General features: G+C 72.6%; 13 protein-coding genes. 2 read left to right on the top strand and 11 right to left on the bottom strand.

The window, feature by feature from the left end; translation table 11 throughout:
* Positions 1-69: 69 nt before the first annotated feature.
* A complete protein-coding gene (locus ACIO1C_RS18930) occupies positions 70-1,335 on the bottom strand; it encodes a hypothetical protein (RefSeq protein WP_401864773.1) in 1,266 nt (421 codons plus the stop codon).
* A 173-nt stretch (positions 1,336-1,508) separates the two neighbouring features.
* On the opposite strand from ACIO1C_RS18930, the gene ACIO1C_RS18925 reads away from it, so the two are divergent.
* Positions 1,509-1,967 carry a cupin domain-containing protein gene (locus ACIO1C_RS18925; RefSeq protein ID WP_401864770.1) on the top strand — a complete coding sequence of 153 codons (459 nt, stop codon included), beginning with the start codon at positions 1,509-1,511 and terminating at the stop codon, positions 1,965-1,967.
* Positions 1,968-2,073: 106 nt separating this feature from the next.
* Here the strand turns inward: ACIO1C_RS18925 and ACIO1C_RS18920 are convergent, their stop codons facing one another.
* The gene (locus ACIO1C_RS18920; RefSeq protein WP_401864768.1) at positions 2,074-2,490 is read right to left on the bottom strand and encodes a nitroreductase/quinone reductase family protein; all 417 of its coding nucleotides are present in this window, start codon (positions 2,488-2,490) and stop codon (positions 2,074-2,076) included.
* Between the two features lie 91 nt (positions 2,491-2,581).
* The gene (guaA, locus tag ACIO1C_RS18915) at positions 2,582-4,168 is read right to left on the bottom strand and encodes a glutamine-hydrolyzing GMP synthase (RefSeq protein ID WP_401864767.1); all 1,587 of its coding nucleotides are present in this window, start codon (positions 4,166-4,168) and stop codon (positions 2,582-2,584) included.
* Positions 4,169-4,514: 346 nt separating this feature from the next.
* On the opposite strand from guaA, the gene ACIO1C_RS18910 reads away from it, so the two are divergent.
* Complete coding sequence (locus ACIO1C_RS18910) at positions 4,515-4,847, top strand: chorismate mutase (RefSeq protein WP_401864764.1); 333 nt, start codon at positions 4,515-4,517, stop codon at positions 4,845-4,847.
* Between the two features lie 547 nt (positions 4,848-5,394).
* On the opposite strand, the gene ACIO1C_RS18905 is transcribed toward ACIO1C_RS18910, so the two are convergent.
* The 8 genes from ACIO1C_RS18905 to ACIO1C_RS18870 form a co-directional block, all read right to left on the bottom strand.
* On the bottom strand, positions 5,395-7,188 hold the full coding sequence (locus ACIO1C_RS18905) for a GMC oxidoreductase (protein ID WP_401864761.1): 1,794 nt from the start codon (positions 7,186-7,188) through the stop codon (positions 5,395-5,397).
* Positions 7,189-7,210: 22 nt separating this feature from the next.
* Positions 7,211-8,824 (bottom strand): succinic semialdehyde dehydrogenase, encoded by a 1,614-nt coding sequence (locus ACIO1C_RS18900; protein ID WP_401864759.1) that lies wholly within the window; start codon positions 8,822-8,824, stop codon positions 7,211-7,213.
* Between the two features lie 97 nt (positions 8,825-8,921).
* Positions 8,922-9,536 carry a TlpA family protein disulfide reductase gene (locus ACIO1C_RS18895; protein WP_401864757.1) on the bottom strand — a complete coding sequence of 205 codons (615 nt, stop codon included), beginning with the start codon at positions 9,534-9,536 and terminating at the stop codon, positions 8,922-8,924.
* Between the two features lie 32 nt (positions 9,537-9,568).
* Positions 9,569-11,230 carry a serine/threonine-protein kinase gene (locus ACIO1C_RS18890; RefSeq protein WP_401864755.1) on the bottom strand — a complete coding sequence of 554 codons (1,662 nt, stop codon included), beginning with the start codon at positions 11,228-11,230 and terminating at the stop codon, positions 9,569-9,571.
* 80 nt (positions 11,231-11,310) lie between these two features.
* A complete protein-coding gene (locus ACIO1C_RS18885; protein WP_401864752.1) occupies positions 11,311-13,080 on the bottom strand; it encodes a serine/threonine-protein kinase in 1,770 nt (589 codons plus the stop codon).
* Positions 13,081-13,323: 243 nt separating this feature from the next.
* Positions 13,324-16,554: a protein kinase gene (locus ACIO1C_RS18880; RefSeq protein WP_401864750.1), complete on the bottom strand. Its 3,231-nt coding sequence runs from the start codon at positions 16,552-16,554 to the stop codon at positions 13,324-13,326.
* A 263-nt stretch (positions 16,555-16,817) separates the two neighbouring features.
* A complete protein-coding gene (locus ACIO1C_RS18875; RefSeq protein WP_401864747.1) occupies positions 16,818-18,845 on the bottom strand; it encodes a serine/threonine-protein kinase in 2,028 nt (675 codons plus the stop codon).
* Between the two features lie 272 nt (positions 18,846-19,117).
* Positions 19,118-20,824 carry a glycerol-3-phosphate dehydrogenase/oxidase gene (locus ACIO1C_RS18870; RefSeq protein ID WP_401864746.1) on the bottom strand — a complete coding sequence of 569 codons (1,707 nt, stop codon included), beginning with the start codon at positions 20,822-20,824 and terminating at the stop codon, positions 19,118-19,120.
* Positions 20,825-21,008: the final 184 nt, after the last annotated feature.

Below are 21,008 nucleotides of genomic sequence, written 5' to 3'. Positions count from 1 at the left end.
CTCGCACATGCATACGCACAGGACGCGCCCGGCACTCAGCGGTCAGGGAACAAACCCCCGCGAGACGGCTCAGTCCATGACCTCGACGCTCACCCGGTTGGTCTCCACCCCGGCCGCTGTCACGACCTGCACGTCGACCGTACCGGGCTCCACCTCCACCGGAACAGGCACGGTCAGCGTCGTGTCCGACGGGTTGGCGAAGCCGCCCGGCACCGGCACCAGCGGCACGTGTACGTGGACCGCGCCGATCCTGACGACCATGCCGGCCAGCCGGTCCGGGGTGCCCGCGCCCGGGGGTACGAATCCGGCGCCGCGGATCTCGATGTCGTCGCCGGTACGGATGGGGGCGTCCAGATCCCCGGCCTCCCGGGCCCGGACGACCGACAGGATGACGGGCCGGCCGCCCTCCGCGTACTTGCCCGCGAAGTAGGTGGCGGCGGAGACGGCGGCGAGCAGGGCGAGCGCCCAGGGCAGGTCGGGGAGTTGGCCCGGCCGCCGGGCCAGCAGGACGGCGGAGAAGACCACGGCGACCGCGTTGAGCAGCGCGTACTGGACGTCGGTGAAACTGGCGCGCCCCGCGTCGTCGCAGAGCAGGTCGGCCAGGCGCGGCCGTTCGGCCCGTACCTTCTGGAGCCGCCGGCCGAGGACCCGCGACGACACGACGTGCCGTACGACGACGGCGACGGCGCACACGACGGCCAGCACGGTCACCAGGCCCGCGCCCCGGGCCAGGTCGAGTCCGGCGATCAGGCCGTCGCGCCGGGACGTCCCGGACGCGCCCGCGAGTTGGAGCGCGAGGACGAGGACGGCGAAGACGACGAACAGCACCCAGGCGGAGGCAACCGTACGGGACGTGGAGAGCCGGTTGTCCTCGCCGATCAGCGGCGCGAGCAGGCCGCCCCGGGCGCGGTGCAGCCGGGCGGCGGCCGTCAGGAGCCCGGCGACCACGAGGGCCGCGAGCAGCCCGGCCGTACGGGCACCGGTCCAGCCGGCGCCTATCGCGGTCGCGGTCTGCGCCAGGACGAGGACCACCACGGCACCCCAGACCACCTGGAGCGTGCGCAGCCAGACCGAGTGCAGCCAGGCGTCGCCCGCCTCGCGGCTGCGGTCGGCCACCGCGCGGGCGGACTGGGTGAGTTCGTCGGAGACCCACTGCCTGGAGGCCCCGGCGGAGTGCGCGACGGCGGCGGGCAGCCCCTGCCCGGCGGCCAGTTCGTCGCGCTTGGCCAGGAACGCGGCCACGGCCCGCCGGTGGCCCTCGCGTGCTCCGTGCGGGCAATCACCGCACGTACAGCCTCCGCCGTGCGCGCCCTGTCTCGCCTCTTGCACCGCCACGCCGAACGCCGCCCTTCCCCGGGGGTGAACTTCCCTGCAATGAACTTCCCTGCAACGCCTGGGAATTGTCCCGCACAAAGGGGCGCGGGTGCGCCCTCGGGCCGGTCGGTACGGGTGACGAGACGGTCACGTTGTTCACGGTGCGGCCGTGGCCGCGGGACACAATGGGCGTCATGACTGACAACTCACCGCTGGTCGCCCTGCTCGGTCTGGAGAAGCACGTGGAGGGCGGCTGGTTCAAGGAGACCTGGCGGACCACCGGGTCGGCCACCCCCGACGGCTATCCGGGACCGCGCGCCCACGCGACCGGCATCTACTTCCTGCTGCACCCCGGCGAGCGGTCGCGCCGCCACCGGGTGCGCTCGGACGAGGTGTGGCTGTGGCACCGGGGCGGGCCGCTGCGGCTGTACATCGGCGGGACACAGGACGATCCGTCGGGCGCCGAGGAGCACCTGCTCGGGCCGGCCGTGGAGAAGGGCGAGCGGCCGCAGCTGCTGGTGCCGGCCGGGGCGTGGCAGTCGGCGGAGCCGGCCGGGGACGAGCCCGTGCTGGTGACGTGTGTGGTCGCGCCGGGCTTCGACTTCGCGGACTTCACGATGGACCCGGAGGACCTGCCGCCGTCCGGGGGCTGATCACACTGCTGTACCCGGGCTGATCACATGACTTTTCGCGAGCTGCTCCCATGACTGTCCGCTGACTGTTGTCCGCGAGCTGCTCCCATCGCTGTCCGCGCGCTGATCAGTCGTGGATGGGATCCAGGGACACGATCGGGAACCGGCGCGAGGTCTTCTTCTGGTACTCGTGCGCGTCCGGCCAGTAGTCCGCCCATACGCCGTACAGCTCGGGCCACTCCGGATCCGAGGGCCGTACGACCGTGCGCCTCGCCCGGAGCGTCCGCTCGCCGATCTCGATCGTCACCTCGTCCGCGGCGGCGGTGTTGGCCACCCACTGCGGGTCCTTCGGTGCCCCGCCCAGGGTGCCGCAGATCAGAAGGCTGCCGTGGTGGGTGGCGTACACCAGGGGCGTCACCCGCTCGTTGCCGCTCTTCCTGCCGACCGTGTGCAGCAGGAGCAGGTGCTTGCCCTCGAAGTGACCGCCCAGCACTCCGTGGTGCGCGCGGAACTCGTCGATGACCGGTGCGTTGGGATCACTCATGTCCTCATCGTCCCACCGGGGCGGAAGGGCGCAAGCGGACCGTACGGGAGCGGGGCCGGGCGGCACCGCTCCCGCCCCGCTCACTCCCCGCTCACTCCCACTCGATGGTGCCCGGCGGCTTGCTCGTCACGTCGAGGACCACGCGGTTGACGTCGGCGACCTCGTTGGTGATGCGGGTGGAGATCTTCGCCAGTACGTCGTACGGCATCCGCGTCCAGTCGGCGGTCATCGCGTCCTCGGACGAGACGGGCCGCAGCACGATCGGGTGTCCGTACGTCCGGCCGTCGCCCTGCACACCCACCGAGCGCACGTCCGCGAGCAGGACCACCGGGCACTGCCAGATCTCCCGGTCGAGACCGGCCAGGGTCAGCTCCTCGCGCGCGATGGCGTCCGCCGCGCGCAGCAGGTCGAGCCGCTCCCTGGTGACCTCGCCGACGATCCGGATGCCGAGCCCGGGGCCGGGGAACGGCTGGCGCTGGACGATCTCGTCCGGCAGGCCCAGCTCCTGGCCGACCATCCGTACCTCGTCCTTGAACAGCTTGCGCAGCGGCTCGATCAGCTGGAACTCGATGTCGTCGGGCAGCCCGCCGACGTTGTGGTGCGACTTGATGTTGGCGGTGCCGCTGCCGCCGCCGGACTCCACGACGTCCGGGTAGAGCGTGCCCTGGACGAGGAACGCGACGTCCTCACCCTCGGCGCCCGCCTCCGCGACGATCTCCGCCTGGGCCTGCTCGAAGACCCGGATGAACTCCCGGCCGATGATCTTCCGCTTCTGCTCGGGGTCCGAGATCCCGGCGAGCGCGCCGAGGAAGCGCTCCTGGGCGTCGACCACCTTGAGCTGGACGCCGGTCGCGGCGACGAAGTCCTTCTCGACCTGCTCCGTCTCGCCCTGGCGCATCAGGCCGTGGTCGACGTACACGCAGGTCAGCTGGGAACCGATGGCCTTCTGTACGAGGGCGGCGGCGACGGCGGAGTCCACGCCGCCGGACAGCCCGCAGATGGCGCGCTTGGTGCCGACCTGCTCACGGATGAGGGCGACCTGCTCGTCCACGACGTTGGTGGTGGTCCAGGTCGGCTCGATGCCGGCGCCCCGGTAGAGGAAGTGCTCCAGGACCTGCTGGCCGTACGTCGAGTGCATCACCTCGGGGTGGTGCTGGACGCCGTAGAGCTTCTTCTCGTCGTTCTCGAAGGCCGCGACCGGCACGACGTCCGTGGACGCGGTGACGGTGAAGCCCTCGGGGGCGGCGGAGCAGGCGTCGCCGTGCGACATCCAGACCGGCTGCTCGGCCGGGGTGCCCTCGAAGAGCGTGGAGCCGGTCTTGGAGACGTGCAGCGGGGTACGGCCGTACTCGCGCGCCCCCGTGTTGTCGACGGTCCCGCCGAGGACCGTCGCCATCAGCTGGAAGCCGTAGCACATGCCGAAGACGGGCACGCCCGCGTCGAAGATCTCGCGGTCGAGACGCGGCGCCCCCTCCGCGTACACGGAGGACGGGCCGCCGGAGAGGATGATCGCCTTGGGCTTCTTGGCCAGCATCTCGGCCACCGGCATGGTGGACGGGACGATCTCGCTGTACACCCGGGCCTCGCGGACACGGCGGGCGATGAGCTGGGCGTACTGCGCGCCGAAGTCGACGACGAGAACGACGTCGGGGGCGGCGGCGGGGGGTGCTGCGGGCACGGGCGGCCTTCCGGCGGTGACGAGCGCGGGGTCTGGTTCCCCTCGATTTCCCCTCGATTCTAACGGGGCCCCGGGACCCCGTTCCGCCCGTCCGCCCGGCTCCGCCGCCGCCCCGCGTCCGTCTCACGATCCGGCCCGCTCGTGGTGACCGGGGCGCCCCCGGTCCATACTGTGCGGATGCGCGAGCACTCGACCTTCTTTACCTATGGCACCGGCCCGTCCGGCTGCCATGGTCGTGCTGCTTGAACTGACAAGCGACTTCCCAGGCGCCCCGGGCCGGCAGGCTCCGGGGCGTCTGTCGCGTTCGGGGCCGTGCGGGCGGGGGCAGGACCCGAACGAGGACCCCATGACGATCACGAACCCCACCACCCCTTCCGCCGCTCCCTCCGTGGAGAGCACAGGCAGCACGGACACCACCGGCGCCCGGACCCCCGAGGCGGCGGATCTCATCGGGGATGCGCGGGAACGCATCGACGCGCTGGACGACCGGATCATCGGCCTCGTCCAGGAGCGGATGGCGGTCTCCGCCGCCGTCCAGCGGGCCCGGATGTCCTCGGGCGGCCGGCGGATCCACCTGTCCCGCGAGAACGAGATCCTCGGCCGCTACAGGGACGCGCTGGGCAGGCCGGGTACGGCGCTGGCGATGACCTTGCTGGAGCTGAGCCGGGGCCGCATCTGAGGGCCGCGTCCGAGGGCCGTACCGGCCGCATCCGCCCGTCGTATACGCGTTCGGGCACACCCTCACCCGTACGGCGCGTGACCGGGCCGTACGGGACTTCGTTGGACCGTGCGTCCGTGCCACCCAGGGGCGGGCCGAGCAGGAAAGAGTTGACTCCACGCGTGGCTCTGCTGGGGCGTGTGGCGTGCCGTGCGGCACGCCGTGGGACCGCGCCCCGGCGTACGTGACCGGTAGGCAGGGGACAGCAGCCCGGTCACCGAAGGCCGGCCGGCCCGGGGACGCCCGGCGCCGGCCGGCCTCCCGGATTCGCGCCTTGTACGTTCGGATTCGCGCCTTGTACGTTCGGATTCGCGCCTTGTACGTTCCGCCCCCCTCACCCTCTGGGGCGGGTCCTCGCCGGGGCCCAGCGATGTGACGTACGACACTTAAAGTTTCTGTGAACGGGACGACAACCATTCCGTCGTGTCACAGGTCATGCATGCGTTGCCAAAAGAGGCGCTGCACTCGGAGGGGGGTGCAGCGCCTTTTGGGCGTACCCACGCCCGCCTCAGGCCTTCTTCGGCGGCACCTTCGGCACCTCCAGGAACGGCAGTCTCAGCGCGCCGAACGCCTCCGCCGGGACCGCCGGTGACCGGGGCGCGACCGCCGTCTGCCGCACGTACGCCGCGCCCTGCTCCGGACGCGGGTCGGGCTCGCCCTTGTTGGGCCAGAGCGCCATCGCCCGCTCCGCCTGGGCCGTGATCGTCAGCGACGGGTTGACGCCCAGGTTCGCCGAGACCGCCGAGCCGTCGACCACCGAGATGCCCGGGTGTCCGTACAGCCGGTGGTACGGGTCGATGACCCCCGCGTCCGGCGAGGCGCCGATCGCGCAGCCGCCCAGGAAGTGCGCGGTGAGCGGGGTGCCCATCAGCTCGCCGACGTTGCTGCCCGCGAAGCCGTTGATCTCCACGGCGAGGAGGCGGGCGGCCCGCGCCGCCGCCGGTATCTGCTTCGGGTTGGGCGTGCCATGCCCCTGACGGGCCGTCAGCAATCCCTTGCCGACGCCGCCCGGCCTGCGGTACGTGGTCAGGGAGTTGTCCAGCGACTGCATGACGAGCCCGATGATCGTCCGCTCCGACCAGCGGCGATTGGAGAGGGAGCGGAGCAACTGGACCGGGTGGGCGGCCGCGTTGCCGAGCCACGCGCGCACCCGCCGCTCGCTGTGAGGGACTTGGAGGACGGACAGCACGCCCATCGCGTTGGAGCCCCGGCCGTAACGGACCGGCTCCACATGGGTGTCGGCGTCCGGGTGGATCGAGGAGGTGATGGCGACCCCCCGGGTGAAGTCGGCCCGGGGCGCGCCGTGTCGCGCGCGGTAGCGCCGGTTGTCGGTCTGCGCGCCCACCAGGGCCTCGGAGTTGGTGCGGGTCAGCTCGCCGAGCCGCGCCGGGATCCGGGGCAGCAGGCCTTCGTCCCGCATCGTGTGGAGGAGAGTCTGTGTGCCGTACGTGCCCGCCGCGACCACCACCTGCCGGGCGCGCAGGACGGTACGCGCGCGCCGCGCCCGCCTGCCCCGGGCGCCGGTCGGGACGGTGGTGACGTGGTGGCCGCCGGCCGGGTCCTCCGTGACGGCGACGACCGAGGTCATGGGGTGGATGACGGCCCCGGCCCGCTCGGCCAGGTACAGGTAGTTCTCGTTGAGGGTGTTCTTCGCGCCGTGGCGGCAGCCCGTCATGCACTCGCCGCACTCGACACAGGCGCGGCGCGAGGGGCCCGCGCCGCCGAAGTACGGGTCGTCCACGGTCGCTCCCGGCCGCGCCGTGACCGTACCGTCCGCGTCCTCGCCGTCCCCGAAGTAGACGCCGACCGGGGCGAGATGGAAGGTGTCGCCGACTCCCATCGCCTCCGCCGCCGCCTTCAGGTGGACGTCGGAGGGGGTCACGGTCGGGTTGAGCCGGACGCCGAGCATGCGCCGCGCCTGGTCGTAGTACGGCCTCAACTCGCCCTCCCAGTCGGTGATCGAGGCCCACTGCGGGTCCTCGAAGAACGCGGCGGGAGGCACGTACAGGGTGTTGGCGTAGTTGAGCGAGCCGCCGCCGACCCCCGCGCCGGCCAGGACCATCACATGGCCGAGGAGGTGGACGCGCTGGATGCCGTAGAGGCCGAGGGCGGGGGCCCAGAGGTAGTTCCTGACGTCCCAGGAGTTCTTGGGGAGGGTCGCGCGGGTGAAGCGGCGGCCGGCCTCCAGGACACCGACGCGGTAGCCCTTCTCCGTGAGCCGCAGGGCGGAGACGGCGCCGCCGAAGCCGGACCCGACGACGATCACGTCGTAGTCAAAACTCTCGTCCACACCGTCATCCACCGCATGGTCCTCTCAACTCAACTCAACGCAGGCGGAACGCCTTCATCAGCCGCAGGCTCCGGGTCATGAGCGCCGCGTACTTCTCGTCGTCCATCCCGAACGACGGTCCCAGCGGCAGGAGTCGCTGCTGCGCGACCGTCTGCGCCTCGGTGAACTTGAGGATGCCCTCAGAGCCGTGCCGCCGGCCGAGCCCCGAGTCCTTCATGCCGCCCATCGGCGCCCGTACGCTCCCGTACGCCGACGCGTAGCCCTCGTTGATGTTGACCGTGCCCGTCCGCAGCCGCGCCGCGACCTCGTGCCCCCGGCGGGCGTCCTTCGTCCACACGCTCGCGTTGAGGCCGTACACCGTGGAGTTGGCGAGTCCGATCACCTCGTCCTCGTCACCGAAGCGGTAGACGGAGACCACCGGTCCGAAGGTCTCCTCCGCGCACACCGTCATCGGCGCCTCGACCCCGTCGAGGATGGTGGGCTCGTAGAAGTACGGTCCGACGTCGGGTCTGGCCACCCCGCCCGCGACGAGCCTGGCGCCCTTGGCGACGGCCTCCTCGACATGGCGGGTGACCGTCTTGAGCTGGCTCTCCCCGGCGAGCGAGCCCATGTCGGCGCCGTACGCGAGGGAGTTGCCGAGCCGCATGGCCTTCGTCCGGGCGGCGAACCGCTCCACGAACTCGTCGGCGATCGACTCGTGCACGTACAACCGCTCGATGGAGACGCAGAGTTGGCCGGCGGAGGAGAAACAGGCCCGGATCGCTCCCGCCGCGGCCTTCTCGACGTCCGCGTCCCGCAGGACCAGCATGGCGTTCTTGCCGCCCAGCTCCAGCGAGGCGCCGATGAGCCGGTCGGCGGCGCCCCTGGCGACCTCGCGGCCGGTACGGGTAGAGCCGGTGAAGGAGACGTAGTCCGCGTGCTTGACGATCTCGGGGCCGATGACCGGACCCTCACCGAGGACAACCTGAAAAACACCGGCCGGCAACCCGGCCTCGATCAGCAGGTCCCGGGCCCACAGGGCGGTGAGCGCGGTCTCGGTGTCGGGCTTCATCACCACGGCGTTCCCGGCGGCGAACGCGGGCAGCGCGTCCCCGGCCGACAGCTCCAGCGGGTAGTTCCAGGGCGCGATCTGCCCCACGACCCCCCGGGGCCGGCGCAGTTCGGTGACCTTCGTCAGGGTCGGTACGACCCCGGTGTGGCGCCGGGGCCGCAGATACGACACGGCGTTGCGCCCGTAGTGCCGGGCCTCCACAGCCAGCCCCTGCACCTCTTCGTGCGCGTGCAGCCGCGCCTTGCCGGTCTCCAGCTGGATGAGGTCGAGCACCTCGGCCTGCCGCTCCAGCACCAGATCGTGGAAGCGGAGCAGCACGGCGGCCCGCTGCCGCACGGGAAGCGCGGCCCAGAGCGGCTGCGCCGCGCGGGCACGCGCGAAGGCGGTCGCGACGTCCTCGGGCGTGGACTCGGGCAGATCGGCCAGCTTCTCCCCGGTGAAGGGGCAGTGCCCCGCCGTCCACCCGGCCCCGACGACGCCGTGCGTCAACTGGGCGATCACCTCGGGCGTCACCACGTCGACGGCGGTACGCGCACCGGCCGGGGCGGGGGCGACGGGGTTGGTCCCGAGGGCGGCGGAGGCCTGCGAGTCGGTCATGGGGGCGAGAGTATGCCGCACCCCCACCCTTTGGATACCCGACGGTAACTAATTTCCGCCACACCCGCCGGGGCCCCACGGGACCACTTCTCCCTGATCACTTCTCCGCGATCAGCGGGTCGATCACCTCGCGCAGGGTGTCGGCGCTGATCGCCCGCAGTGCGCGTGCCGCGATCTTCCCGTCGCGGTCGAGGAAGATCGTGGAGGGGAGCGTCTGAGGGTTGAGGGTGCCCTTGGGAAACCCGTTCAATATCAGCTTGCCCGTCGGGTCGTACAGGCTCGGGTACGGGATCCCGAGGTCCTTCTGGAAGGCGAGGGCGGGGATCCGGCTGGGGTCGCGGGTGTCGATCCCGATGAACGCGACGCCCTTGCCCTCGGTCTCCTTCGCGACCTCCACAAAATGGGGGGCCTCGGCGATGCAGGGCGGGCACCAGGAGCCCCAGACATTGATCACGACGACCTGCCCCTTGCTGCCGGCGATGTCGAGTTGTCTCCCGTCGAGTGTCTCGCCCTTGAGCGCGTGGGGAAGGACTCGCTTCCCCTTCGGGACGACCGAGACGCCGTCGGCGCCCACCGCGCCGTCCGTCCCGGCGCCACCCCCCGGCCCGTCGGCTTCGCAGGCCGACAAGGCCGACAGGGAGAGGGCGGCAGCGATGGCCAGTGCGGCCGGTGCGGCGATACGGGGGGCGCGGGAGGTGCGGCCGATGCTCATGTGAAAACTTTCCCATGGCATCTCCCCTGTCCTCAGGTGGACTTCTGGCCCTGGATGTCGAAGTGGTCCAGGACACGCGCGTACAGCTCCTCGCCGTCCTTCACCGCCGCGCCCTCCGCCGGCATCGACACCCGCAGCCGCAGGTAGAAGCCGTCCTTGCCGGGCAGGACGAGTTCGTGCCAGCGGTAGCGGTACGGGTCGTCGCCCGACGCGCTGTACTCGGTGTAGTCGACGACGGTCTCGAAGCCCTTCCTGCCCTGGTGTGCGGTGTTCTTGGTGGTGACGTCCGCGTCCTTGATCTCCGTACCACTGTCGCCGCCCCGCGCGTAGTACGCCTTCCAGGCAGCGGCCTCCGGCTTCAGGGCCTCGTTGTCCGCGTCGGGGCGCACGCGTTCCGCGAAGACCTGGAAGACGTTGCTGGGGTCGTAGTACGTCACGTTCGTGAGCGCGCTCCCGGCGCCGTCCTCCGCGCGTTGGTACTCCTCGGGTACGGCGATCTTCGCGCGCAGGATCTCGTTCTCCGCGCGGAGACCCCACCCCGCGGGCAGCTCGCCGCCGCCGAAGGGGTCGGCGAGGAGCAGGACGAGCGCGGCGGCCACGGCGACGGCGACGGCGCCCAGGCCGTACCGCGCGGGGCGGTTGCGGTGCAGGACGGGGGGCACCCAGGCCGCGAGACCCGTCACGGCGGGGGGCGCGGGGCCGTCCACGACCCGGGTCGGGGCGGCGGCCACCGGCGGCCGGGACACCTCGGCGAGGATCTGCCGGATCTCGGCGGTGTCCGGGCGCGACGCCGGGTCCTTGCGCAGCAGCCGCATCACCAGCGTGCCCAGCGGTCCCGAGCCGCGCGCGGGTGTCTGCGGTTCGGCGGAGAGCACGGCCTGGAGGGTCGCCGGTGTGTTGGAGCGGCGGTACGGGGACATGCCCTCGACGGCCGCGTACAGCACGACCCCCAGCGACCACAGGTCCGACTCCGGGCCCGGGCGCTGCCCCAACACCCGCTCAGGAGCTATGAATTCGGGCGAGCCGACAAAGGATCCCGTCTCCGTCAGCCCCTGCTCGCCCTCGACCTGCGCGATGCCGAAGTCGCTGAGCACGACCCGGTCGCCGCGCCCCAGCAGGACGTTGTCGGGCTTGACGTCGCGGTGCAGGACGCCCTGTTCGTGAGCGGCGGTCAGGGCGTCCAGGACGGCGAGTCCGATCCTGGCCGCCTCGCGCGGGTCGAGGGTGCCCTCCTGCAACCGGTCGGCGAGGGAGTGGCCGCGCACCAGCTCCATCACGATCCACGGCTTGGCGTCCTCGATCACCACGTCGTGCATCGTGACGACGGAGGGGTGGTCGATCCGGGCGGCGGACCGCGCCTCCCGTTGCATCCGCAGATACACGAGGTCGCGCGCACGTTCCCCCAAGTGGTCGGGAACGCGCGGCTCCTTGACGGCCACATCGCGGTCCACGACCTCGTCGTGCGCGAGCCAGACCGTACCCATGCCGCCGTGTCCGAGGCGGGAGACGAGCCGGTACCGGCCGCCGAGCACCCGGCCCACGGCCGGATCACCCCCTGCTCGTACGGGGGCTGGCACCCCGCCGGCCCGCGGCGGTACGTGTCGCGCCTGACCGACACGTGCCGCGTTCGGCGCACCTGGCGGCTGAAGTCCGTAACTGGTGGGCTCGTTCGCCCGTCCCCCGTCGTTGCCCATGCGCCCATCCTGGCGAACGGCGCGGGCCGTTGCCATCGTAACGACGGAGCGGATGCAGAGCCGTGACAGTCAAGGGGTGGTTACGGAGTCTCCTCGGCCGGGGGTTCCCAGCTGCGCAGCACAGCGTCGAACTGACGTCGGGTGGTTTCCCAGTCCTCCTCGGGACCCGACATGTAGATCGCGTACTCCGTCTCGCCGCTGTCCGAGTAGTACATCTGGTCGATGGCGTGCCGGGGCCCCGGATGCCCCTGCTCCTCGTTCCAGGTGAACTCCCAGACCGCGGAGAGCGTCTGGTCCCGGAACGTGTTCGGCTCCAGCCTGACCTTCTCGTACGTGGCGCGCTTCTTGAACTGGTCCTCCAGGTCGAGCAGATGCGCGTACGGATCCCGGAACTGCGGGGTGTCGACGCTGATCCGGATGAAGTGGTCGCCGCCGTCGGGCGTGTAGTCGATCTGATTGCCGTCCATCCGGCGTTCCCAGCCGTCGGGGACGTTGAGGCTGAACCCCTCGGGGTCCTCGACGCGGTGCCAGCCGGCCGGGACGGTCGGGTCCTTCTGTGGCTTCTTCGGGTCCCGCGTCTCCTGCGCGTTCCCGTCCGTGTCACCGCCGTTGAGCGTCTGGCCGGAGGTGGTCCCCCCGGAACCGCTGGAGGCGCTGGGCCCCGGATCCGCCGAACCGTCCGTGGAGCCACCGAACTTGAGCGCGGCGAATCCGCCGCCGATGCCGAGGACGGCGGCGACCACAAGCGCGACAACCACAGTACGGCTCCGGCCCGGCCGCCGGGCGGGGGTGGGCGTGCTGTACGGAGGGTGCGACCCGGGAGGCATCCCGGATCCGGTCGGTGGGGTGGCCTCGGCGGGGAGCGGCGGCCCGAAGGAGTACGCGGTGGGACCGGTCGGCCCGTCCGGCGCGGCGGCAGGCGCAGGCCCGCCCGATTCCGGTGCGGGGCGCGGCACTTGGGCGGTCGTCTGCGTCGGTACGTACACCTGCTCGCCCGCGGACGTCCGCCCCGCCGCCACCTCCCGCAGCATCATCTCGGTCTCGGCCGCTCCGGGCCGTACCGCCGGGTCCTTGGCCAGCAGCGCGGCGATCACCGGCCCCAGCTCTCCGGCCCGGTCGGCGCGCGGCGGCTCCTCCGTGACCACGGCCTGCATGGTCGCCAGCGGTGAGGTGCGGCGGAACGGCGAGACGCCCTGCACGGCGGTGTAGAGCGTCACCCCCAGCGACCAGAGGTCGGACGCCGGTCCCGGGTCGGCGCCCCGGACCCGCTCGGGGGCCAAGTAGTCGATGGAGCCGACCAGTTCACCGGTCCTGGTGATCGTGGCGTCGCCCTCGATCGCCGCGATGCCGAAGTCGGTGAGCAGGACCCGGCCGTCCCGCGCGAGCAGTACGTTGCCGGGCTTCACGTCGCGGTGCAGCACTCCCGCGCCGTGCGCGGCGCGCAGCGCGCTCAGCACCTGGAGGCCGATCCTGGCCGCCTCGCGCCAGTCGATGCGCCCGGCGTCCTTGGCGGCGTCGGCGAGCGAGGGGCCGTCCACGTACTGCATGACGATCCAGGGCCGGCCGTCGTGGTCGAGGACGTCGTGCACGGTCACCACGCCGGGGTGGGTGATCCGGGCCGCGGCCCGGGCCTCCTTCTGGGTGCGCTGGTGCAGTACGGCCCGGTCGGCCTCGTTGACGTACCGTCCGGCGGTCAGTTCCTTGACCGCGACCGTGCGGTGGAGCACCTCGTCGTGCGCGCGCCACACCTTGCCCATACCGCCGCTGCCGATGCACTCGCCCAGTCGGTACCGCCCGGCGAGCATCAGTCCGGCGCCGGTCTCCGCGCCCGTTCCCTGTGAGTGTTCCACGTCCCCCGCCCTGTTCCTTGCCCCCAGGTTACGGAGGGGAGGTGCGCGCGGGGAACCTCGGGTGGCCGACGGAGACGACACTGTGACGCCGGGGGCCCGCGCGCCGGGTGTGGACAACAGGCCCTGAGGGGTGCCGTGTCGGCCGGTCCGGAGACCCCGAGGGGTGCCGTGTCGGCCGGTCCGGAGGCCCCGAGGGGCGCCGTGCCGGCCGGTCCGGCCTCCTCTTCACGGCACCCGTGGGGCTCAGTCGGTCACCTGGTACGCGGACGTGGCCTGCTGGTACATCTCGCTGACGCGGTCCCGCTGGCTGTCCGGGCCGATGACCTGGATGACGTGGTAGCGGCCCGCTATGACCACCGCGAGGTTGCGTACGTACACCTCACGGCCGTTGTTGTCCGTCCACGTGAACTGACCCTCCGCCATGGCCTGCCGGCCGACGTCGATCCGCCGCAGCCCGGAGGCGCTGGACCAGGAGGAGTCGCGGAAGGGCTGGAGTTCCCGTTCCTTCTCGCGCTGGTAGACCATCGGGTCGGCGCCGTTGTCCGCGACGGAGTCCCGGCCGGGGACGACGATCAGCGTGAAGTCGCCGCCGACGTAACGGACCTGGCCGCTGTCGTTGATGGGGCGGCGCTGCCAGTTCTCCCCGACGGCGATCTGGAAGCCCTCGGGGTCCTTGCGCAGGGCGTAACCCTTGGCGAGATCGACGGCGGGGCCCGAGGCGGGGGGCGTCGTCTTCTTCGGGGGCGGATCCGCCTTCTCCGTACCGGAGTTGTCCGTGCCGGACGGCCGCGGGTCCAGCGAGGGCGCCCCGGCGGAGGGGGTGGTGCTCGCCTCGCCGACGCTCTGTCCCCGCTGTCCCTGCTGCGGGTCGGCCTTGGGCATGAACATCACGGCGAAGACGACGGCGCCGACGAGCAGGAGCAGTATCAGGAGGAGCAGGGTGCGGCCGAGGGAACGGGGCGTGCGGTTCCCGGGCCCGCGCGAGGAGCGCGACGACCGGTCGTACAGCTCCTCTGTCTCGTACTCCTCGCGGTCGAACTGCTGCCGGACGAACTGCGGGCGTTCGTTGCGGTACGGGTCGTTCTGGAGCCGGCCGCTCTGGCGCTCGTTCTGCCGCTCGCTGTGGCGCTCGTTCTGGTAGCCGTCGCTCTCGTACCGGCTCTCCGGCTGCTCCTGCCGGGACTCGTCACGCTGCTCGGGCGCGACGGCGGACCTGCCGCCGTCCTTCGCCGCGCGCTCCTTGCCCTTCTTGTGCCGGTGACGCCCGCCGGTCAGCCCGCCGCGGCGCCTGCGCACCAGCTCGCCCCGGCGGCGCTTGATGGGCAGTTTGGCGTCCACGGACGGCACCTGTACGACGTCCAGACCCGCTTCCGGCTCCGGCGCGGACCGTACGAGCGAGCGCAGCCAGCCGCGCAGCTCCTCGAAGTCCGGCCGCTCCGTGGGGTCCTGACGGAGCAGCGACTCGACGACGGGGCGCAGCGGGCCGCACTCCTCGGCGAAGGCGGGCGGCTCGGCGACGACGAGCTGGACCAGCTCGACGGCGCTCTCCTCCGGGTACGGGGCGTGGCCCTGCACCGCGCGGTACAGGAGCGCGCCGAGCGCCCAGAGGTCGGTGGAGGGGCCGATGGGCGGGGCGAGTTGCCAGTTCTCGTGTACGGGCCCGGCCTGCTCGGGGGCCCAGCGCTCGGTGACGGCGCCGACGATGGCGATCCGCGCCTGACGGGCCCGCTCGGCGGCGAGGGGGGTGGCGGGGCCTCGGTACGCCGGTACGGAACCGCTCGCCACGACGTCGTCCCACCGCCCGGCGGCGGCCTGGCCGGTGACGGCGGGGAGGTGCGGGGAGTGCCGCTGGGCGTCGGCCCGCAGCGCGTCGCGGGCCCCGCTGGGCTGCCAGCTCCCGCTGCCGGGACCGGTGTACGGCGAGTCCCCGCCGCGCGCCATGGCCACACCCGGCGTACCACTGCCACCGGCGGGCAGCGCGGGCCGGCTGCCGCCGGGCAACTGCCGGGCTCCGTCGCCACCGGACCCGTACGATCCGTCGCGCCCGTCGCGTCCGTCCCCGGACGCCGGGTCCGCGCCAGGGCCGCCCGCGCGGCCGCTCGGTGTGCCCGGGCCGAAGGGGCCCGTCGAGTGGGGGCCGTACGGGCTGCCGCCGCCCGCCGGGATCGAGCCCGAGGAATCGTTCCAGGGAGACGGGCCGTCGCGCCAGGTGCCCGCCAGCTCCGCGCGGTACGGCGGGGGCGGGTCGTCGTTGTCGTCCTCGTCGTCGGAGGCGTAGTCGTCGCTGTCGGCGACGGCGGCGCCCGCGTCCGCGCGGTAGCGCTCGTCCGTGCGCGGCGGCTGCGCCCACCAGTCCTGGCCGGGGCCGTCGCCGCCCGGCTGCCTCGGCACGGCGACGGGCACGGGGCCCGTGTCGGCCGCGCGCTGCTGCTCCTCCGTGACGCGGGCCGCCGCCCGCGCTCCCGCGCGGTACGCGGCGATCGCGCCCGCCCGCGCCGCGCGGATGTCTCCGGACGCGCTGCCGCCGGGAAGCGCCGGCTGGCCTCCGTAGGGCGCCGGTATCCCCGGCGTGCCGTGCTGGGGCCGTGGCATCGCACCGGACGTCCCGGAGGACCCGCCGTACGGCACCCCGGCCGTCTGCCCCGGCAGCTCGGGGGCCACCGCGCCGTACCCGTAACCGGACTGTTCCTGCTCCGAGCGCGGGAGCCCCGGCAATCCGGGACCCACGGGCCCGGGATCCGCCGGCTCGGGATCCTGGGGATCGGGACCGGGCACCTCGTGCGCCGGGGGATCCTCGGTCCGCGTGTCGTGCCCGGCCTCCCAGGGCGCGCCTGGCTGTTCCCCGGCGGGCTCCGGCGGGACCGGCATGCCCGGCACGCCGGGCGCCGTCGGCACCGGCGCGTACCCGCAGAGGGCCTCTTCCGCCGCGCCCGCCGCGAGCCCGGTCAGCACCACCCGCCCGTCGTCGCAGACGAGCACCGTGCGCGCGGTGATGTTGCGGTGGGTCCAGCCGTGGCCGTGGAGCACCCGTACCGCCGTGAGCACGTCGGCGGCGATCTCCGCCGCCCGGTACGGGTTGAGGGGCCTTTCGGCGAGCAGCGCGGCCAGCGGGCGCGCGGCGATCAGTTCACTGACGATCCAGAGCGACCCGGACTCGGCGAACACGTCGAAGACCTGGTCGAGACGGGGGTGGTCGGGGATCTGCGCGGCGCTCTGCGCGGCCTCGATGGCCCGCCGCACCGCCGGGTCGGTCGGCCTGCGCGGCTCCCGCCCCGAGGCGCGCCGGGGCGCCGCGCCGCCGTCCGCGTCGATGACCTCCGCCTCCACGACCTCCGGCAACGGCACCTGCCGCACCAGGACTTCCTGGCCGCTGTACGTGTCGAAGGCGCGGGTCTCGGCGAGTTCGTACTCGTCCGACGGTGGCAGGGGAAGGCGATAGCGGTCGGCCAGCACCCGTCCCGCGTAGTCGTCCACAGCGCCTCCCCACACACGTGCCGTCTCCCGGTCCCGGAGACCCGCGAACGGTCTCGGAGACCCACGAAACCGCCAATTCCGGTCGTTTACCGGCTCATTGTGGATGCGTACGGTTCGCGACCTCTCACGATACGTGGCCGCGGGCAAACGCGCCGCAGGGTCGCGGCAACCCGTACGGGAACGTTTTGATCCCGCAGGCCGAACAGGCCGCCTTGACACCACGAACGTGCTGCTCCAAGAGAGATTGCCCGCCTGGCGGCCCGTCAGTCCTTCGGCTTGAAGGTCTTGAAAGCCGTCTCACGGAGCGTCCTGCACTCCGCGCCGTCCCATTCGCTGTCCTTGCAGCGGATCAGGATCGCGTACCCGTGGCCGCCGTCGACCTTGAAGCCCCGGTTGAGGACCCGTATCCGCTGGCCGTTCACCGTCTCGCGCCACTGCCAGTCGGCGACCGTCGGATAGCCGTTGTACGAGACGTTCTCGATGCCGAGGTCCTGGTAGCCCGAGATCCCGCCCCGGATCGCCTGGCGCTGCTGGACCCACGCGGCCTTGGCGTCGGCGCCGGGGCTGCTGGTGTAGTCGACCTGGACGCGCGGGAGGCCGTCCCTGACGAGGCTGTACTTCCCGCCGGAGTTCTCCCCCGCGATGGACTGCTTCTTGAACCCCTTGGGCATCGCCATCGTGAAGTGGAACTGGGTGTCCGTGACCGTCACGTATCCGCCCGGTATCTCCCCGCCGCCGCCCTTGCCCTTGTTGCTGTCCTTGCCGCCGTCCGACGAGCCGGAGTTGTCCTCCGAGCCGCCGTTGTCGCCCTCGCCGCCCTTGCCGTCCGAGGAACCGGCGGAGTCGGCCGTGTCCCCGGAGGGCTTCGTGTCGGCCGTGTTCCCGCCGTTCGGCTCCGCGCTCTGGTCCTGGCCGGTGTCCTTGCCGTCGTCGCCGGTGGCGCCGTCGCCGGACGCGGCCCCGGCGGAGGAGGCGGCGCCGTCCTTGCCCTGGTCCGTACCGCCGTCGGGGCCGCCGCCCAGGGAGACGGCCAGGATCGTGCCCAGGACGGCGAGCACGGCGACGATCCCGATGATGATCAGCGTGCGCCGGGGCACCACGTCGGTGAGCGAGGCACGCGGCGGGGCGGGCCGCGACGGGGCGAGCGGCGCGGCGGCGGGCACGGGGGCGGGTCCGAGACCCGCCGACGCGCTTCGTACGGTGGAGCGCAGCCCGCCGCGTGCGCCCGACGCCTCTCCCGCGGCGCCGGCCAGTCCGGCCTGCTTGGACTGCTTGGACTGCTTCTCCCGGCCCGGCACGGGCGGCAGCGGGACCACCCGGGTGGCCTCGGCGCCCGGTTCGGGCTCCACGGGGCGCTCGGGCGCGTCCACGATGGCCTGGAGCAGCGCCCGCGCGCCGCTGTCGTCCAGCCGCCGCTCGGGGTCCTTGTCGAGCAGGCCGTAGATGACGTCCGTCAGCGGACCGGCGTGCTTGGGCGGATCCAGCGGCTCGGTCATCACCGCGGTGAGGGTGGCGATCGCCGAGCCCTTGTCGTACGGCGGGCTGCCCTCGACCGACGCGTACAGCAGACCGCCGAGCGACCAGAGGTCGGCGGCGGGCCCCGGCTTGTGGCCACGGGCGCGCTCGGGCGAGATGTACGAGGGGGCGCCGACGAGCATGCCCGTCGAGGTGACCGAGGGGTCTCCCTCGACCTGCGCGATGCCGAAGTCGGTGAGGACCACCCGCCCGTCCTCGGCGATCAGCACGTTCGACGGCTTCACGTCGCGGTGCAGGATGCCCTCGCGGTGGGCGGAGCGCAGCACGTCGAGGATGGCGAGTCCCACCTCGGCGGCGCGCCGGGGCGGCAGCAGACCGTCCTCGCGGACGGCCTCGGCGAGGGACTTGCCCTCGACCAGCTCCATGACGATCCAGGGGCGGTCGTCCTCGTCCACGACGTCGAACACGGTGACCGCGCCGCTGTTGCGGATCCGGGCGATCGCCTTGGCCTCACGCAGGGTGCGCGTGATGAGCCGCCGCTTCTCGTCGTCGTCGATGCTGGTGGGGAAACGCAGCTCCTTCACCGCGACCGTACGGCCGAGCATCTCGTCGAGCGCGCGCCAGACCGTGCCCATGCCGCCGCGCCCGAGGACGGCGCCGAGCCGGTACCTGCCCGCGAGCAGGCGCCCCTCGGGGGCCCCGTCGGCGCTCTTCTCCGCGTCCCGACCAGCCTCGTCCCGACCAGCCTCGTCCCGCTCGGTCTCGTCCCGCTGGGGCTCCTGCGCCGTGTCCCGCGACTGCTCCGCCTCCGACATGCGTCCCCTCTGCGATCCCTGATCCCGGCCCGCGGCTGCCACCCGCACACGCGATGCCGTAACGCGCCCTGGCAGAGCCTTCATTGTCCCTCACTCCGGGACCACCACTGATCCCGGGTCCGCCGTCCACCGGGGGAAGGACACGGTGAGGGACCCACACCATGCCACTACCCCCGGCTGCATTGATCACCCGGCAGGTCAGAGCCTTGTTCGAGGGCGGAACGGACGTTCCCTCAGTTCCGTCCGCTCCACCGGACTCCCCAGGACACCGTCTAGATCGGCACGATGTCCGGAGCGCCCAGCCGCGCCGCGTCCGCCGTCAGGTCGTCAGGCTGCCGCTGCGACTCCCGCTCCGCCTCCACCCGCTTCTCGTAGTGCTCGACCTCCCGCTCCACCCGGTCCTTGTCCCAGCCGAGGACCGGCGCCATCAGCTCGGCGCACTCCCGCGCGCTGCGCGTGCCCCGGTCGAACGTCTCGATGGAGATCCGGGTCCGCCGGGTCAGGACGTCGTCGAGATGGCGCGCCCCCTCGTGGGAGGCGGCGTAGACGACCTCGGCCCGCAGATAGTCCTCGGCGCCGGTCAGCGGCTCGCCCAGACCGGGGTCCGCGGCGATCAGCTCCAACAACTCCTCGGTGAGCGTGCCGTACCGGTTCAGGAGGTGCTCGACCCGGACGACGTGGAGGCCGCTGCGCGCGGCGATCCTCGCGCGCGCGTTCCACAGCGCGTGGTATCCCTCCGCCCCGAGCAGCGGCACGTCCTCCGTGACGCACTCCGCCACCCGCTGGTCGAGACCGTGCACCGCCTCGTCCACGGCGTCCTTCGCCATCACCCGGTACGTCGTGTACTTGCCGCCGGCCACGACGACCATGCCCGGCACCGGGTGCGCGACCGTGTGCTCGCGCGAGAGCTTGCTCGTCGCGTCCGACTCACCGGCGAGCAGCGGGCGCAGGCCCGCGTACACGCCCTGGACGTCGTCCCTGGTGAGCGGGGTCCGCAGCACCGCGTTCACGTGTTCGAGCACATAGTCGATGTCGGCGCTGGAGGCCGCCGGATGGGCCTTGTCCAGGTCCCAGTCGGTGTCGGTGGTGCCCACGATCCAGTGGCGCCCCCACGGGATGACGAACAGCACCGACTTCTCCGTGCGCAGGATCAGGCCCGTCGAGGAGTGGATGCGGTCCTTGGGCACGACCAGGTGGATGCCCTTGGACGCGCGGACGTGGAACTGCCCGCGCTCGGCGATCAGCGCCTGGGTGTCGTCCGTCCACACCCCGGTCGCGTTCACCACCTGCTTGGCGCGGATCTCGTACTCCCCGCCGCCCTCCACGTCCCGCACCCGCGCGCCGACGACCCGCTCGCCCTCGCGCAGGAAGCCGACGACGCGGGCCCGGCTGGCGACCTGCGCGCCGTACGTCGCCGCCGTACGGACCAGGGTCGCCACGTACCGCGCGTCGTCCATCTGCGCGTCGTAGTACTGCAACGCCCCCACCAGCGCGTCCTTCTTGAGACAGGGCGCCACCCGCAGCGCGTGCCGGCGGGAGAGGTGACGGTGGGTCGGCAGGCCCCTGCCGTGCCCGGACGACACGGACATCGCGTCGTACAGCGCGACGCCCGAGCCCGCGTACAGCCGCTCCCAGCCCTTGTGCTGCAACGGGTAGAGGAAGGCCACCGGCTTGACCAGGTGGGGCGCCAGCTTCTCCAGCAGCAGCCCGCGCTCCTTGAGCGCTTCCCGTACCAGGCCGAAGTCGAGCATCTCCAGATAGCGCAGGCCGCCGTGGATCAGCTTGCTCGACCGGCTGGAGGTGCCGGACGCCCAGTCCCGGGCCTCGACGAGGCCGGTCGACAGACCGCGGGTCGCCGCGTCCAGCGCGGTCCCCGCTCCGACCACCCCCGCGCCCACCACCAGCACGTCCAGCTCGCGTTCGGCCATCGTCGCGAGCGCCTGGGCGCGCTCCGCAGGTCCCAGTGTCGCTGTTTTCACCGCTGCCTCCCGTCGTCCCCCGCGTGGTCGGACCGCGCGCCCGGCGGTACCGGGCCCACAGATCGATTCTGTCCGCAGACCAGGACTTCAGCCACCGCCTGTGGACAACGCCGGCCGACGGCCACACGGCTCCCCGGAAAACCCGGCACTCCCGGGCCCCGCAATGCCGCATATCGGTCATATT

This window comes from Streptomyces sp. NPDC087420 (genome assembly GCF_044744165.1).
Taxonomy (GTDB): Bacteria; Actinomycetota; Actinomycetes; order Streptomycetales; family Streptomycetaceae; genus Streptomyces.
The sequence above is the reverse complement of the archived record's forward strand: the minus strand, read 5'-3'. Positions and strand labels throughout refer to the sequence as shown.

Excerpts from the sequence above, each read along its gene's own strand:
- ACIO1C_RS18875 (WP_401864747.1), bottom strand. The coding sequence starts at position 18,845 with ATGTCGGAGGCGGAGCAGTCGCGGGACACGGCGCAGGAGCCCCAGCGG.
- ACIO1C_RS18900 (WP_401864759.1), bottom strand. The coding sequence starts at position 8,824 with ATGACCGACTCGCAGGCCTCCGCCGCCCTCGGGACCAACCCCGTCGCC.
- ACIO1C_RS18920 (WP_401864768.1), bottom strand. The coding sequence starts at position 2,490 with ATGAGTGATCCCAACGCACCGGTCATCGACGAGTTCCGCGCGCACCAC.
- ACIO1C_RS18895 (WP_401864757.1), bottom strand. The coding sequence starts at position 9,536 with ATGAGCATCGGCCGCACCTCCCGCGCCCCCCGTATCGCCGCACCGGCC.
- ACIO1C_RS18910 (WP_401864764.1), top strand. The coding sequence starts at position 4,515 with ATGACGATCACGAACCCCACCACCCCTTCCGCCGCTCCCTCCGTGGAG.
- ACIO1C_RS18925 (WP_401864770.1), top strand. The coding sequence starts at position 1,509 with ATGACTGACAACTCACCGCTGGTCGCCCTGCTCGGTCTGGAGAAGCAC.
- ACIO1C_RS18890 (WP_401864755.1), bottom strand. The coding sequence starts at position 11,230 with ATGGGCAACGACGGGGGACGGGCGAACGAGCCCACCAGTTACGGACTT.